Origin of the sequence: Niastella populi, assembly GCF_002078015.1 — a bacterium.
Classification (GTDB): Bacteria; Bacteroidota; Bacteroidia; order Chitinophagales; family Chitinophagaceae; genus Niastella; species Niastella populi.
On the sequence record NZ_LWBP01000123.1, the window covers coordinates 140,190 to 157,221 of the forward strand.

The 17,032-nt window shown below is 44.8% G+C and carries 11 protein-coding genes; 5 read left to right on the plus strand and 6 right to left on the minus strand.

What is annotated here, in order from left to right; genetic code table 11:
* Window positions 1-3: 3 nt before the first annotated feature.
* Together A4R26_RS12205 and A4R26_RS12210 are read right to left on the minus strand one after the other, a co-directional pair.
* Window positions 4-1,800, minus strand: coding sequence for a RagB/SusD family nutrient uptake outer membrane protein (locus A4R26_RS12205; protein WP_081164053.1), 1,797 nt, complete (start codon window positions 1,798-1,800; stop codon window positions 4-6).
* A gap of 17 nt (window positions 1,801-1,817) precedes the next feature.
* Window positions 1,818-4,826, minus strand: coding sequence for a SusC/RagA family TonB-linked outer membrane protein (locus A4R26_RS12210; RefSeq protein WP_081164054.1), 3,009 nt, complete (start codon window positions 4,824-4,826; stop codon window positions 1,818-1,820).
* A 224-nt stretch (window positions 4,827-5,050) separates the two neighbouring features.
* On the opposite strand from A4R26_RS12210, the gene A4R26_RS12215 reads away from it, so the two are divergent.
* From A4R26_RS12215 to A4R26_RS12235, 5 genes are all read left to right on the plus strand, one after another.
* Window positions 5,051-9,055, plus strand: a complete 4,005-nt coding sequence (locus A4R26_RS12215) for a hybrid sensor histidine kinase/response regulator transcription factor (RefSeq protein WP_081164055.1) — start codon at window positions 5,051-5,053, stop codon at window positions 9,053-9,055.
* Between the two features lie 137 nt (window positions 9,056-9,192).
* Window positions 9,193-9,780, plus strand: a complete 588-nt coding sequence (locus tag A4R26_RS12220) for a Crp/Fnr family transcriptional regulator (protein ID WP_081164056.1) — start codon at window positions 9,193-9,195, stop codon at window positions 9,778-9,780.
* A gap of 129 nt (window positions 9,781-9,909) precedes the next feature.
* Entirely contained in the window at window positions 9,910-10,311 is a 402-nt protein-coding gene (locus tag A4R26_RS12225) for an ester cyclase (RefSeq protein ID WP_081164057.1), read from the plus strand.
* Window positions 10,312-10,351: 40 nt separating this feature from the next.
* Window positions 10,352-11,221: a pirin family protein gene (locus tag A4R26_RS12230; protein WP_081164058.1), complete on the plus strand. Its 870-nt coding sequence runs from the start codon at window positions 10,352-10,354 to the stop codon at window positions 11,219-11,221.
* 38 nt (window positions 11,222-11,259) lie between these two features.
* Complete coding sequence (locus A4R26_RS12235; protein ID WP_081164059.1) at window positions 11,260-12,165, plus strand: alpha/beta fold hydrolase; 906 nt, start codon at window positions 11,260-11,262, stop codon at window positions 12,163-12,165.
* A gap of 2 nt (window positions 12,166-12,167) precedes the next feature.
* On the opposite strand, the gene A4R26_RS12240 is transcribed toward A4R26_RS12235, so the two are convergent.
* The 4 genes from A4R26_RS12240 to A4R26_RS12255 form a co-directional block, all read right to left on the minus strand.
* Window positions 12,168-13,538, minus strand: coding sequence for an alginate export family protein (locus A4R26_RS12240; RefSeq protein WP_081164060.1), 1,371 nt, complete (start codon window positions 13,536-13,538; stop codon window positions 12,168-12,170).
* A gap of 143 nt (window positions 13,539-13,681) precedes the next feature.
* Complete coding sequence (locus A4R26_RS12245) at window positions 13,682-14,446, minus strand: hydrolase (RefSeq protein ID WP_207625733.1); 765 nt, start codon at window positions 14,444-14,446, stop codon at window positions 13,682-13,684.
* 364 nt (window positions 14,447-14,810) lie between these two features.
* Window positions 14,811-16,673 carry a histidine kinase gene (locus A4R26_RS12250; protein ID WP_081164062.1) on the minus strand — a complete coding sequence of 621 codons (1,863 nt, stop codon included), beginning with the start codon at window positions 16,671-16,673 and terminating at the stop codon, window positions 14,811-14,813.
* Window positions 16,652-17,032: LytR/AlgR family response regulator transcription factor (locus tag A4R26_RS12255; protein WP_133054648.1), on the minus strand; the 381-nt coding region annotated here is incomplete at its 5' end. The genes A4R26_RS12250 and A4R26_RS12255, both read right to left, overlap by 22 nt.

Genomic DNA, 17,032 nt, shown 5'->3' on the forward strand with positions numbered 1-17,032 from the left:
AGATCAATATCCCTGTGTTTGTGGAAAATTCTGCGCGCCCATTGCATCTATCTGGTCCTGCGGTATGGGCCAGTTTACATGAAATGGTTTTACGTTATACCGTACCAGTATATCATTATCTGAGCCGTTAAAATCTGCATAGTAATCGGGGTTGGGGCCAAAGGCTGCATCGCGGCCATCGGTAACACCATAGGTAGTTGCATTGTAACCAACTGCGGCGGCGGGGAATTTGGTGAAGTCGCCGGAATATTTTCTCACCTGGGTGTACCAGATACCATTCCGTTTCAAAAAATCCCATCTTCTGCCTTCAAAGGCCAGTTCGCGTGCCTGCTCATCCATGATCATATCGAAAGTAATCAGGTTTGTTTCCGGTGCATTGCCTGCTCTTGCATAAGTTTTATTATAAAAGGCAAGTGCTTTATCGGGTTGCCCTAAATTAAAACAGGCTTCCGCAGCCAGCAGGTACGATTCTGCCAGCCGGTAGATCAATATATCTTTAAAACTGCTGTTGGCGCCATCGGCATCCAGCGGTTTGCTCCAGGCATCATACATTTTAATACTGCTGGGCAGCAGGTTGCGTCTGTCTATTTTAGTGCCGGTTGCAGCGGCAACATCTCTTCCATAGAGCACATCGCCAATCTTCACTGTTACCGGTGCGCCGGTATGATTGGTAGTACTATAATACTGTTTGCCCGTAGCGGCATCTGTTCTCTGTTGAGCCACAGGAACAGTGATCAGCCTGTTTGGGTTCTGATAAGTATAATCGCGTTTGTAATAGGCTGTTATACGTTTATCGCCGGTTTTGTACCGCGACATCAGGTAGCTGTTGGGATATACCAGCCCCCACTGACGGCCCAGGTTTTCGGGATTGTATTTTACCAGTACGCCGTTTACCAGTTTTGAGGTATAATCCAATTCTGAAATGATATTGATAAACTGGGCGCCTATGCGATGGCCACTACCGCCGCCTCTTTCTTTTGAGAAGCGCAGCGCAAAAAGTGTTTCGCTGGTGTTAAACAGATCACTTCGGTTAAACACTGCTTCGGGCGTTGCTTCAAGCCGCACTGTTTTTTCTGCGTCTATCAGTTCTACCTGCGCTGCTACGGTGGCCCAGTCTTTTGCCCAGGCTGCTATAAGCGCCAGTTGGTGACGGGCGGCTGCTTTGGTAACACGGCCTTCTTCATTTGCGCTTCTTGTAAGCGGAAGGCCTTCGATGGCCCGTTCGGCATCGGCATACATCTGTTTGAATACTGATGCACTATCGGCAGGTGTATAGGCCAGGTCATTCATGTTCTCCCTTGTAACCGGTTCGGTTGACAGAAAAAGCCGCGAGAACCTCGACCAAAGGCCATAATAACTATATGCCCGCCAGAATGAAGCTTCTGCTACTGTTTCCTTTGCCGCGTTGCCAAACTGCGCGCCGTAATGTATGATCTCATTGGCGCGGCCGATAATATAATAACGATGCGTCCAGTAAGGACTGTAAACAAGTCCCCTGATGCTGGAGCTGGGGCCGGGCGATGTAAACCTCGACAGGTTAGCATCATCACCCGTGGTAAACACACAAAGGTCTGTAGTGCGTTCATTCCAGATGAACGCCGACAGAATACCGTTAGCTGTACCTTTCGACACCAGCGATCTTTCATAGGGATACAATGCGATCACCATTTTCTCAAGCCCTTCCGGGGTTTCGAACAGTGTGCTGGCGGTAAACTGATCTTCCGCTTCTTCTGTAAGATATTTTTTACAACTACCCAGCAATAATGCGGTCAATAAAAAGTATATGGCAATATTTTTCATAACAATTCTTTAAGCAGTTAAAAACTGATATTGATACCAAGCGTAGCGCCCTGTGTTTCGGGATAAGAAGATGGTTCTTTTTCGGGGCTGTATGATTTGTAGTTGGTATTGGTGAAAATATTTGTGGCGTTGGCGTATATCCGCAATCTTTCAATATGCCATTTACTGGTGAGGCTTTTACTCAATGTATAACCCAGCGTGGCTGAACGGAACCTGAAATAAGAAGCATCCTGTAAACCAAGTAAGGCAAAATAAGGTGTTGAGGCCGTGTATTGCGGTTTTGGCGCTTCGTTCGATCTATTATCGGGTGTCCAGTAATTCACTTTTATTCCATTCAGCTTCCCGTTCAAACTTCCGCCATAATTAAAATCATAATAGTAAGGGTTATTCTTGGTAACACCCTGCACCGTGTAGAACTCGAGGTTCAGATCAAAGCCTTTATAAATGAGTGATGCATTGATGGTAGCATACCAACTGGGATCGAGGTTATATACTTTGCGGTCGTCGGTTGTTATTTTACCGTCCCCGTTATAGTCCTGCAGCCTGATGTTACCCGGTGTAGGCATAGCATCGCCGGGCAGGTACTGGTCGGGGGTAGGCGTTTCGCCTTCCTGCCAAATGCCGCCAAAAACATAGTTGAAAGCCACATTGGTCGATTTGCCGATAAACCAGTTATTATTGAGGTCGTTCACCGGGTTGCCTTTGTCATCAGCACGGCCATCGATCTCAACGATCTTATTTTTCTGTTTTGAGAAAGATCCGCCCAATGTTACCTGCAGCTCGTTTTTGTCAATTACAATACCGCTTACTGAAAATTCCCAACCCGTGCTTTTTGTTTTTCCGAGGTTATCCCACATGCTTGTATAACCGGTAATAGAAGGTACGGTACGTTGTACCAGCAGGTTATCGGTATTGGTGCTATAATATTCCAGCGAGGTAGTTAATCTGTTATGGAATGCCACCAGGTCAATGCCGGCATTGGCTGAACCGGTAGTTTCCCATTTCAGGTTCCGGTTCAACAGTTGGCTTGAAGGAAGGTAGCCCAAACTCAGTGCAGCAGGATCGCCTAAAATGTATTCATAACTTGTTGAAAGGCCCAGCGTGCGGTAACTGGGAATAGCCCAGTTGCCCACCCTGCCATAACTCAGGCGCAGTTTCAGCAAATTGATCCAGTCGGCGCTTTTGAGAAACGCTTCATTATTTATTTTCCAGGCCAGCGCAACGGAAGGCATGGTTGCCCATTTGTTGTTGGCGCCGAAAACTGATGCACCGTCCTTTCTTATCGAAGCCGTTAAAAGATATTTATCCATGAGGCTGTACTGTACGCGGCCGGCAAATGAAACGGCATGGGTGCGCTGAATGCTGCGGGTTACCCCGTTTACCGTGGCGTCGCCCGCCATATTCCATTCAAATGCATCGGAGGGGGAATTGATAAAACTGAACCCGGTTGTTTTCTGCAGGTCCTCATCAAAAGTTTGCAGCAACATGACGCTGAGGTTATGCTGTTTATCGGGAATAGGAACAGCATAAGTGATCAGGTTCTCTATGAGGTAGCTTGATCTTTTAAAATTGCTGAGGGAGCCTTCACCCGTTGATCCCGGGTATTTTTTGGTTCTGTACAAACCGTTCTCGCGGTTGTTGGTGCGTACATTACCGGTAAGCTTATAAGAAAACCCGGTAAATGGTTTAAAGTTGGCAAAAGCCGAAAGCACCAGGTACTCGTCGGTTTGTTTGTTATTATATTCCCGGTTGTACCAAAGCGGGTTAACGGTTCCCGAAGTACTTATTTCGCGCAAAAGATTGCCGTTATCATCATATGCTTTGGCAAGTGAAGGAACGGTGAGGATGGTACTGAACCTGCCGCCATCGTTAAATTCTGTTTTGGGCCGCGAGTAGGAAACGTTTGTTCCCATATTCAGCCATTTGGCAACCGTGTAATCGAGGTTTATTCTTACACTGGGTCGCGTATAACCCGATTTATCTACCACGCCATTCTGTTTAAAATAAGCCAGGCCAACCGAATACTTCATTTTATCGGTACCGCCCCTGATGCTGATGTCATTGCCGTTCTGCAGGGCATTTTTCGTCATCAGGTCTTCCCAGTCAACAAAATCCCGGTTGATATAGGAATCATACATGATCTGGTCATCGATCACCACGTTATAGTTCATATTGTCTTTGGTACCGAGGTTGCCAACACCATCGTTCAGCTTGGCCCAGTATCTCAATTCAACAAATTCGTCGGGAGAATACACATCAAAATTCCGGTGAGCGCGTTGAACGGTTACATATGAATTAACATCCACACTCATTTTTCCTGCCTTGCCCCGTTTGGTGGTTACCAGTATTACGCCATTGGCGGCGCGTGAACCGTAAATTGCCTGGGAGGAAGCATCTTTCAGGATGTCGATTGACTCGATGTCGCTGGGACTAAGATCATCGATATGGGGAACTATCATTCCATCTACAATGAAAAGCGGCGCCTGGTTGCTGCTTAATGAGCGGTTGCCCCTGATGCGGATGGTGGCGCCCCCGCCGGGTGAAGTGGTATTGGAGGTTACCAGCACGCCCGGCGCCTGGCCCCGTAACATATCGGTAACATTGGCAGTAGGAAATTTTTGCAGGCTTTCGGGTTTAACGGAAGCAATGGAACCCGTAAGATCTTTTTTCTTGCTGGTGCCATAACCAATTACCACTACGTTATCGAGGGTCTCCGTTCCATCTTCGAGGGTGATGGTCAACCCGGTTTCCCCTTTCAGTTTTAACTCTTTTGATTTGAAGCCGGTATAGGAGAACAGCAGTGTGGACTGCGGCCCGGCCTTTATTTCGAACCTGCCCGCTTCATTCGTAACAGCTCCGCCTTTGCCGTCAATTATAATAGATACCCCGGCTAAAGGTTTTTGAGCACTGTTTTGAACTATACCCGAGATGGTATGCTGGGCCTGGGTCATCAGGCCCGAAAAAAGAAACATCAGGAATACGAATACAAACGGGCCGGAGCGCCCTTTTAATGAGCCTTTTTTCATATGCGAATTGTTAGTTTTGATAATAAAAGTGTTGTAAAAAAGCACTTTTATTTTACTAAGGATATCACGGGAATACGGAAAAGGGATTGGAAAGTGCAATTCACAAAAGGCGGATAAACAGGCGACTGAGTATACGTTTTTCCTATTTTATTGGATTTTTCTCCTATTCCGATCCATAATTAACCTCGAATTTTGTTCAGGATTAACGATATATTGCCCTGCTCATGAAGTTGAAAATACTGCTTGTATATATTGGCTGCTTTTCCCCGTTGACCATTTACGCTCAAAGCCTGCTTTTTAACCACCTGAAAGTGGCCCAGGGGCTCTCCCACTCCACTGTAAATTCAATTTATCAGGATGAGTTCAACCAGATGTGGATTGCCACTCGCGATGGCCTGAACCGGTACGATGGCTACCGGATAGAAATTTTTCGCCCCCCAATAGATGACGTGAACGGCATCTTTGGCAACAATATTCCGCGGGTGACCGGCGATAAAAAAGGCAAGCTGTATATACAATGTATGGCGGGACTGGTATCCTACGATCTGAAAAAACAAAAATTCAGGGTCATCCTGCGCGACAGCGTGCGGTTCATTGGGTACGGCCAGAAAAGGTTATGGGTGGCGCGCTTAAATGAAGTAAACTATCTTACCCCCGGCGAGGATACCATCAGGAATTACTGCAAACTCGATCCCGATGTCACCGTTACCAGCATTATGGAAGATCCTTTTTCGAATTTATATGTGGGCACGCTGTCGCATGGCCTGTTAATGATCGATGGCAATGGCAGAAGCAAAGTGCTTATAAAGGATATCAGCGTAATAACTACCATAGTCGACAAACAACAACGCATTTGGGTGGGCACCCTCAGCAACGGGTTATTCTGTATTGACCCCAGGGGCGCAGTGGTCAATTACACCCATAATTTATACGACAAGGAGTCAATTCCCAATAACTATGTAAGAACCATTTGCCAGGATGATATGGGTTATTTCTGGATAGGCACCTACGGCGGACTGGCCAGATTTGACCCCGAAACCAGGAAATTCAAAAACTTCAATTACGCCAGCTTCGATTCGTATAGCATCGGAAGTTCTTCGATCTGGAGTATTATAAAAGATACGCACGGGCTGCTCTGGATCGGTACTTTTTTCGGCGGGGTTGATCTCATCAATCCTGAATTTTCTTTCAACTCCTATTACCGCCCGTCGATAGACAATAAAGGGCTGAACAGCTCTATTATCAGCACGGTGGCCGAAGATGAAAAGGGCAATCTTTGGGTTGGAACCGATGATGGTGGCATTAATTATTTTGACCGCAAGAATGGCAGCTTCGCCCATTATACCCATGATGCGGCCAACCCCAATACCCTGTCATCAAACACCATAAAAACCACCCTTATTGACAAAGACAATAATTGCCTTTGGATAGGGATGCACCTCGGTGGGTTGAACCGGCTCGATTTTACTACAAAAAAGGTGACCCGCATAAACCTGAACACCGGTAAAGCAATGGTAGATAATTATGTGCGTAGCATCCTGAAGCTGGGCGATAACCTGCTGCTGGGCACACATAACTCTATATATGTATACAATATAAAGACCGGTGCTGCCACCCGCTTACTGAATACCAGTTACACAGATACTGACAAGCAGATCTGGGATATGATGCTGAGCACCGACAGTTGCCTGTGGTTCGCCACTGCGTCGGATGTGTTCAGGTATAACCTCAGCAATAAGTCGCTGAAAAAATTCAACTATCACAATAGCAAAGCCAACTTCAACGAAAATATTACACTTGCCACTTTTTATGAGGATAAAAAGAAGCGGCTCTGGATCGGATCGGCCAATAAAGGCATTGGCCTGTACGATGCCCGGCACGACACCATAAAATTCCTGAATACCGCCAACACCAATATTATCGATAATTATGTGCTTGGCATTAACGAATCGCCCATGGGTTATCTGTTGGTAGCCACCAACAAAGGTTTATCTCTTTTCGACATAGACAAGAATACATTTTATAATTATTACAATAATTTTTTCCCGTTCGAATCACTGAACGAACGAAGCATCTATAAATCAAGGGCGGGTGAAATAATACTTTGCAGCATGAACGGGTTGCTGATCCTTACCGAACGTGACCTTATGTTGAAACCAAAGGATTATGTCATCACCCTTACGGCCCTGTATGTTAATAACAGACTGATAAAACCCGAAGAAGATCCGGGCATTATCAAACAGTCAATTTTGTATTCAGATAAAATTGAACTGGACAATAACCATTCTGTGCTCACCGTAGAATTCTCCACTTCCAACTTTATAAAAGCCCTGGAACCCGAGATCCAATACAAACTGGAAGGTTTTGATAAAGAGTGGATCAATATGCACAGCAACAATAACCTCATCACTTATACCAACCTGAACCCCGGCAGTTATGTATTGAAGATAAAGGGTGTTAGTAAATTAACACAGCAAAACATTCCTGAAAAGGAAATACAGATCGTTGTGCACCCGCCATTTTATAAAATGTGGTATGCTTACCTGTTCTATTTTTTACTGGCGGGCGCATTGTTACTGCTGATCTTTTACCAGGTTAAACTGCGAACTTCTTTAAAATATGCGCATATAGAGAAGAAACACATAGAGGACATGAACCAGTATAAACTCCGGTTCTTTACCAATGTATCGCATGAAATACGTACGCCTGTAACCCTCATCGTTACCCAACTCGATATGCTGTTGCAACGCACCGATCTTTCACAATCGATCAGAAACAGGCTCACGAATATTGTGCGCAATACCAATAACCTCAAGATCCTGATCAATGAGTTACTCGATTTTCGTAAACAGGAACAGGGCTACCTGCAATTGAAGGTGTCGGAAAATGACCTGATAAAATACATAGAGGAGATCTTTTATTCTTTCAAGGACCAGGCAAATTACAAACACATACATGTTTCATTTATTCATAGTGACGAGGTGCTTAAAATGTGGTTCGATGCCAGCCAGTTATATAAGGTATTCTTTAATTTGCTATCGAACGCCCTGAAATTTACACCCCCTAACGGATCGGTTTCGCTACAGGTTGAAAGAAAAGAGGATTGGGTTACGGTCTCGGTTTCAGATACCGGCATCGGTATTAAAAAAGAGGAGATCGATAAATTGTTCAATAGTTTTTACCAGGGTGAAAATTCACTGAATGCGAATATCGATCCGGGAACCGGCATCGGGCTGGCGCTGGTTAAAAGTATTGTAGATGCCCATGGCGGAACCATTTCTGTACAAAGCAACGAGCATAACGGCAGTGTATTTTCCGTTTCATTACCGCTCGATGATGCACGTTTTGCAGCCATGAAAATAGAGGACAAGCCGGAAGCGACAGACTATCAACAGGCGCTTGCCCTGCCCGATGAAGCATTCCTGGAGGAGTTGCAGGAAAAACAACCCATTGGATTTTCCACCAGTTCAGTAACCATATTAATTATCGAAGACAATAAAGAGCTGTTGGAACTGCTGGGATCTATTTTTTCTTTGATCTATAAGGTAGTTAAAACTGATAATGGCGAAGAAGGCCTTAAGCTGGCCATCGAGGTTAAGCCCGACATCATTCTTTCTGACATTATGTTACCGGGCATAACGGGTATTGAATTATGCAAAAGGGTAAAGACCAACCTCGAAACCTGCCATATACCGGTTGTGCTGCTAACTGCACGTACAACGGCAGAAAGCAATCTCGAAGGATTGATGATAGGAGCAGATGATTATATAACCAAACCTTTTGATACCAGGATTTTAATTACAAGGTGTAATAATCTTATTACCAACAGGCTCATTCTGCAAAGGCGGTTCCAGACAACTTCCGACCTCGACGTATCGCAACTGGCCAACAGTGAGCAGGACCAGGAATTGCTGAACAAGGCCATTGCATTTATTGAAGAGAACATCAGCAACCCCGATCTTAACATCTCCCTGTTCGCCAATAATATGTTCCTCGGCAGAAGTTCGCTGTTCGCCAAAATAAAAGGCATTACCGGGCAAACGCCAAAGGATTTCATTACTACCATAAGAATGAAGAAAAGCCTGGTTATACTAAAAGAAAATCCGGCATTATCCATTGGTGAGGTAGCAGCTATGGTTGGGTTTAACGATACTTCTTATTTTATCAGAATGTTCAAGCAGCATTTTGGTTGTACCCCCAAACAATACCGGATGAATGGGAAACTATAGACAAAAATTAAATAATTGCAAATGAATTAATTAAAATCGCATGGAATTTACTGCAGTCATTTTGCAATATTATTTGTAACTTTTTATCAACCAAAGTGAATGATATCAAATTGTTCACCCAACTAAACTTTCTGCTTATGTGTGAACGCTTTCGCAATTACATCACCAGATTATCCACGACACCTTTATCGGAAGAACAATGGAAACAGATAACCGCCACCATGCGGCTCAAATTGTTCAGAAAGAAACAATACTTTCTTCAGGAAGGTGATATCTGCAAGTATTTTGGATTTATCGTCAACGGCGCCATGCGCCAATACAGTGTCGATGACAAAGGCGCCGAACATATTATCAGGCTGGCGCTGGAAGACTGGTGGGTAGGTGACCGGGAAAGCTGGACCATGCTCACTCCCTCCATCTATAATATTGATGCCTGGGAAAACACAGAGGTGCTGCTTATTACGAAAGCAGACCTTGTACTGCTTTCGCGTGCCATACCTGCGTTTGATGAAATGGTAAGGGCTATAGTGGAAAACTATACTATTGCCATACAAAAAAGGGTAAATGCAGCCATCAGTATGCCGGCTGACAGGCGTTATGCTGACTTCGCCTGCAACCACCCTGATTTTTTACAGCGTTTCCCTCAACACATCATTGCTTCTTACCTCGGCATTACCAAAGAAACCCTGAGCCGGGTTCGCAAGCAATCCCTCAAACAAAGCTAAAGTCATTTAATATATTACAAGTACCTGTTTCGTTGATATTTATCAACGGATAAATTTATCATTTGCCTTCGTGCCGCCCCTGGCACCGATTGTAGCTTTGATGTATTAAACCATTTAAACGAAATTCCGATGACAACAACTGAAGAAAATAAAGCGCTTGTGCGGCGCTTCTTTGCCGCAATAGAAAACAATCAACTCGATGAATTCGACACCATCATAGCGGCCGACTACGACGACCACCTGCCCGGACAAAGCCCCGGCCGCGAGGTGCTGAAAAAATATTTTGCCGGACTGCATGCGGCTTTCGGTAACCTCAAACTACCTATTCTGGCCCTCATTGGCGAGGGCGATAAAGTAGCCGTTTATAACAGTGTTCAGGGAATACATCAGGGCGATTATGGGGCTTTCAAAGCAAAAGGCAACCCTGTCGATGCAAAGGCATTCCAGCTTTACCGCATAGAGAATGGCCAGTTGGCAGAACACTGGGAAGTGGCCGATTTCATGACGCTGGTACACCAGATACAGGCATAACAACAAACGCCATTCATTTCCTTATCACAATACTAATATCGTGAAGAAACAGATTGTTTTTTCAAGCAAAGGCCGCAGGGCCGACATTGGGGATATGATCGTGTACCGCATACTGCCAAACCGGTATGCAGGGGCTGTAGGGCCGTTTGTTTTCCTCGATTACCTGGCTCCACAAAGCGGTAATCAAACGGGTAAAGAAACCGGTACAGGCGCCCATCCCCACAGAGGTATCGCCACCTTAAGCTATATACTGCATGGAGAAGATCACCACTTCGATAGTGCAGGCAATGTAGCAAAGGTTAACTCAGGCGGTATACAATGGATGAAGGCAGGAAATGGCATCATCCACGATGAAACGCTGGTGCCCGACCCCAACAACGGTATCGATCTCACCCAGGGCTTTCAGTTCTGGATCAACCTGCCCGGTAAGAACAAAACCGAAACACCCGGTTACATGGCCATACAGGCAGCGGATGTTCCGCAAAAACCCCTGGCGCAGGAAGCCGGCTATATAAAAGTGATAGCCGGCAGCTACGAAGAACTGCATTCAAAAATTCCCGCCTATACAGAACAGTTCCTGTACCATATTCATTTGAAGCCTGGCAGCCAGTTTACCATGAATACGAACGAGGAACATGAGTATGGAATATTTGTTCCCGAAACGGAAGTGCTGATCAATGAAATGTATACCGGTGAGGTAGAATCTGTTTATTTCGGCCGCGACAATGGCACAATCGAGATCTATAATGTTAATGAAGCTGCGGCCGATATGCTGGTGTTTGGCGGCGCCCCGTATACCGAACCCATCATTGCAGAAGGGCCCTTTGTAATGAACACACACGAACAGATCGCAGAAGCTTACCATGATTTTCATTCAGGCAAATACGGGCAGATCAATTATAACCAATAAGCAAGTTTAAATTACAAACCTTATAAAGCATAATAACAATGAAAAAAACAATTTTATCGGTCATCTTATTCGCCCCTGTATTCAATCAGGCGCTGTTTGCCCAAAGCAAACGGGAACCTGCTTCGGCGGGAAGAAGTGAATTTATACAGGTTGAAAAAAATGTAAAACTGCATGTTACCGATCTTGGCGAAGGCCAGCCCATTGTACTCATACACGGCTGGCCGCTCAGTGATGCTATGTATGAGTATCAATACCAATACCTCGAAGAAAAAGGATTCAGGGTTATCGGTATTACGCTCAGGGGATTTGGCAGGAGTGATAAACCCTATGGCCGGTACGACTTCGACGTGTTCTCCGATGACATTAAAGTTGTGCTGGAAACACTCAAGATACAAAATGCGGTACTTGGGGGCTTCTCCATGGGCGGCGCTGTTGTTATACATTATGTAACAAAGTATAACTCGGCCCATGTAAGAAAATTGGCCTTATTTGCTGCTGCGGCGCCCTCCTGGAAACAACGCGATGGTTTTCCTTATGGCGTGTCTGACGCGGATGCTGCCGGACTTATAAAAAGTACACAAACCAGCAGACAGGATCTGATCGCCGGTTTTGGCGCTGCGTTCCCGGCCAAAGAAGGCAAAATTTCAAAAAACGTTGAGAAATGGCTTGAGCATATCAACCTCGAAGCGTCACCTTTCGCCATCACTAAATCAATAACAGCATTGCGTGACCTCGACCTGCGTCCGGTTCTTTCAAAGATCAATATTCCCGTAGCTATATTCCAGGGAACGCAGGATAAGTTATGCCCTTTTGTATTTGCCGAACAACTTAACAAAGGCATCCCGAATTCATACCTTGTAAAATTCGAGAACAGCGGTCATGCATTGTTTGTAGAAGAAATGGAAAAGTTCAACACAGAACTGGAGCAGTTTGCCAGAAAGTAAGCTCAAAACCTTACACCGGAAGTAATTCCGATAAAAAATACATTCTTCCCTGGAGCAACTTCTTTAATATAGTTTCCGGCATGGAACCATAAAAAAACCGTACTGAATACAAAATAACGGTTTAAAGCATATTCAAAGGTGATCGTATACTGATCACCTATATGCTTATCAGCAGTATTTCTTCCCGTATAAGTTAACAGGTTGCCGGGGGCATAGATACCATCATCGATACTATATCGCCACATTTTGTCATAGTCTAAAGAAACATGTATTCCAGCAAGCGGAGTAAATAAAACCGACGGGTGTATACCTATCAGATTCGCAGGGCCAATTAACGCGGCCAGCCCAAAATATCCGCCCCGGGGAAATAATGGATTAAATGTTTGCAGATAATTATCATCATACTTTTTATTCCCGCTAATTACTTCCGTTTTAAATCTTATTTCAGGAAGCCATTTAATTTTTCTGAACGTATAAGAAGTGTTTATGGAAGCTGTATAGGCATTAATCTTGTATTTACCAAACTTTCCGAACTGGTAAGCTGCTTCAAAATCATATTTCCAATCGTTTGAAGTAGTCCATATTCTGGTTCCGGCGGTATGGCGCAGTTCGCGGCCAACGCCCTCATCGAATGCGGTTTTGCGTTTTAACAAACCGAGGCAGTACAGGTCGATGTTGCCAATTACGGGAATACCGTTCTTAACAATATAAGCACCCCAAAAGCGCGTGTTGCCCGATGGCCTGTCGTTAAAGAAACCCTTCCGGGTGCCTACATAATGGCTATAAAATAGGTTTGCCTGCAGGTCATGTTTTTTATAAATGAGCTTCAGCCCGTCAAACGACTGGCGGTTATTAGGGCCCTCCCGCGCAGATACCAGGCGCTGCGATCCATACTGAAATTCCTGCCGCCCGATCCTTGCAGCCAGTTCGCCATTCCCATTTAAAAAACTTTTTACTTCAATAAATCCCTGATGCAGTTCCAGGGAATTGTCATCCAAAGGACCTGATTCCTCCATGCTGAAGGCAAGGCTACTTTGCAATTGTGCAAATGTTCTGAAGTGTTTGCCAACATGTACATCTGCATGAAGTAAATATCTGTTCAGCACCTCGCCATGCGTTGCTTCGGGCGCATCGCTCCACAGATCGTTTTTATAGTGGAGATATTGTAACCTGGCCTCGCCGCCAAAGCTGATATAGTTGTTGCGGTTAGCAGATAAGGCAGTATACTTTAGCTTTCTTAAAAACGTACTTACCGAGTCATTCTTTAAAATGGAATAATTCTCATCGTATCGTAAAGGCTTAAATTCTGGTAACTGTTGACAATTTCCGCCTGCACCAATACTCAGGAGAAGTAACATCAACCGCCATTTCATACCTTAATTTTTTGAATGGTAACGTTGGTTGCCAGATATTACCCGGCAGGTACAAAACAATCAATCCTGACATGCGCCAGGATTAATCGCTTCTCTGATGTGCCAGTGTGCCCGTTTTGATGAAAGAGAACTTCTTTATAGCACTATTTTTTGTTCTGTTGAGATGAATTGAGCAGTTGCACTTCCCACGCATAGGCAATACCTACGTTCCCTCCATGTTCGGCGAGTATAGCTGCCAGGCCGGGCACGGTTTCGGTTCTTGCCCAGTCGCGCTGCAATTCGCCTGTTAAAACGCCTGCTGTTATGGGTATAACACCTGCCTGCACCATGCGGTCCATTGCACGATCGTGTGATTCTTTGGTATTACCGCCACAGGCATCGGCTATAACAAATACTTCATAGCCCTCACTCAATGCCTGAATGGCCGGCATGGCCACACAGATCTCAGTCCATAACCCGGCGATAATTACTTTCTTTCTTCCCTGTTTCTTTACCCAGTCTACCACTTTTTTATCCTGCCATGCATTGATCCATGTACGATCCAAAGGTTTTTGATCGGGAAAAACATCCTGTACACCTTTTACCAGGTATCCTCCTCTCTCTTCTAAAACTGTGGTCAAAAGGGTGGGTACTTTAAAGAGTTTGGCAGTTTTAGCAATAATTATTGTATTATTTAAAATAGTTTGCGGATCGTGACTTCCTAACCCTGCAAATTGAAATGGCTGATGATCGATCAGCAACAACACGCTGTTTTCAGGTGTGATCAATGCATTTAACCCTGTTTTATTACTGGCGCCCTGTGCATTTGCAAATCCGTTGGCAATAATGAGAATAGAAAATGCCATAATGATCTTTAAAGCGTTCACTTTGACGAGTTGCGGAGTGATTAGTCTGGCTGTAGTTGTCATTGTAATTATTTTCAAACAAAGCTATCATCGGGCTGAACGGAGGAACGATATGAAAAGTCAAAAAAAATTGTTGACAAAAATCAACGGTTGAAAAATAAGTAACCGGAATTTGTAAGCGTTACACTGGCTGAACGAAAAGAAAAATTACGACCTCAGACAGGTTCCTGTTGTATCAAACCAGTGATAACTTACCGGCGGGTCAATTTTATAACCTTCATTTTTTTGCCCGGCATAAATGATGCAGCCAAAGCGCAGATCATAATTAATGTCTTCATATGAATAAGTGTTTGAATGAGGTATATAAATGATCGCATCAATTGTATTGAACCATGCTTCAATTTGATCATTGATGCAGCTCTTACCATCAATGCGCCGTTTGATAAGGAAAAACTAATTCCACCCGTACCCCGGCTTCACCGGTTGTTGCTTTTTTATCGATGATGGTTAATTGCGCAGGCGTTTTGGTTTGCCGGCTTAATATTTCCAGCCGCTCCCGGTTAATGATGGCAGACAGAGGCCGCTTCTGCTCATGACCTTCTTCGCCCTGGAAACCCCGGCCATTGTCTTCTATAACACAATGCAGCGCCTTATGATCCTTTTTGATGCTGATGTTGATCTGCCCTTTTTCTTTTTGGCCGTTAAAGCCGTGCAAAATGGCGTTTTCGGTAAAAGGCTGCAATAACATTGGTGGTATCAGGATGCGTTCCTGGTCGGCGATACCTTCCACTTCAATATGGTAATCAAATTGATCGTCGAATAAAGATTGCTGTAGCATTAAATAATTGGCCAGCGCATCGAGTTCATTTTTCAGTGACACAAAAGGTTGCCGCGCATTTTCAAGGCTCAGCCTGAAGAGCCGGGTTAATCGCCGAACAAATTCAGCAGCGCCTTCGGTATCTCCCTTTCTAATAAACCGCTGTATACCGTTCACGGAACTGTATAAAAAATGAGACTCTATCTGCCCTCTGAGTAATTGCTGCCGCAGGCTTTCTTCCCTTATATCTCTTTTAAATTGCTTTCGCCGCCACCTCCATACGAAAAACGTGCCCAGGATGGCGACGCCGGAAATAATACGAACGATAGTATTCCTTTGCCGTTCCCTTTTCTGTTCACTCGCCTGGTGGCTTAATGCCAGCGACTTGATCTGGTTGTCTTTTTCGAGCAGGTTGTATTTTGCTTCCAGTTCTCTGGCCTGCGCGACGATGGAGTAGTCGACTTCCTTTTGATAATACGCAAAAGCGGAATCCATGGCCGCATTGGCCTGCCAGGGCAGTTTCTGAAGCGTTAGATTCTCCGCTTTAGCCTTCCAGATCCGCTTTTGCAGCGCGTGGTTTTTTTCCTGTAAAACAAAAAGCAGCGCCGTATCGAGCATATATTCATCCTTTTTGTATTCACCCAGTTTCCGATAGGTGGCAGCTATATTATAATAAGATTGGGCGTTCAGTTCATTCAACTCACGGCTGATGTGCATGCCCTTCAACTGGTACTGAAGCCCCTCTTTTAAAGCACCTTTTTTCGAAAGCAGCGCGCCCAGGTTTTCATACCGCACCGCGTCATAATAAGGATTACTGAAACTACTGTCCCGCATCAGCGCCTGAAAAAAAATAAGTGCAGAATCTACCTGGTTCATCCGGTCATACCAGGAAGAAATATTGGTGGCAAAAACCGTTTTATGTTTGGGACTGGTACTTCGGCTGAACCCTTCGAACAAATACTTTTTTTGCATCGGCAGATCTCCGATCTTTTCATAAATGTCATATAGTTTCATGCAAATGAACGGGAGGCCGGGCGTATCGATCTTCTTAGCTAAAGAATAAGCTTCCCGGGCATAACGCAGGGCGCTGTCGAGCGATTTGCAATCACCGAGTATAGCAGCCGTTTGAATTTTACCCGCCAGTATTTGCCTTCCGGTTGTATCTTTTTCGATCGCAAGTTGTAAGGCCCGGTTCACATACAACCGGGCGGTATCAAGTTTGTTTTCAAGCTGGAAGGCTACGGCCATGCAGCGAAGCCAGGAACACATTTCAACGTAGTTGTCCCTTTTTGTAATAACGGGCAGAATGCTGTCTAATCTTCTTTTGGCGGCTGTGGTCTCGAGGTTGTGTAATAACGGATTTACCTGATCTTTAAAAAAGGACACAAGGGAACCGGGGGCAGGCTGCTGCTCCTTTTTGCCACTGAAATTACAGGCCATACACATGATGGCTAGGACGAAGATCCTATACATAGCACTCGTTTTAGGATACTTAGCAACCATTTCTTTTTCCGGAGCGACACAGGGAGCGATGTTCCATCCTTTAAATAAAGTATACCCTCCTTCATATGGTAACGATGGATGTACAATTCATTCACCATGTACGACTGGTGAATGCGCAGAAAAGTTTTTCCGGATAATAGTTCCTCATAATACTTAAGGGGCTTGCTGGTGACCACCTTCATTCCGCCATTTAAGAAAACAGTAGTATACACGTTAACAGCCTTGAAGTAATTGATATCCTTCAGTTCTACGATCTGTACAAACTGCTGTGACTGCAATGCGATATGACCCTGCGGCTTGTTTTTCCTGAAACTGTGCAGGGTGATGGC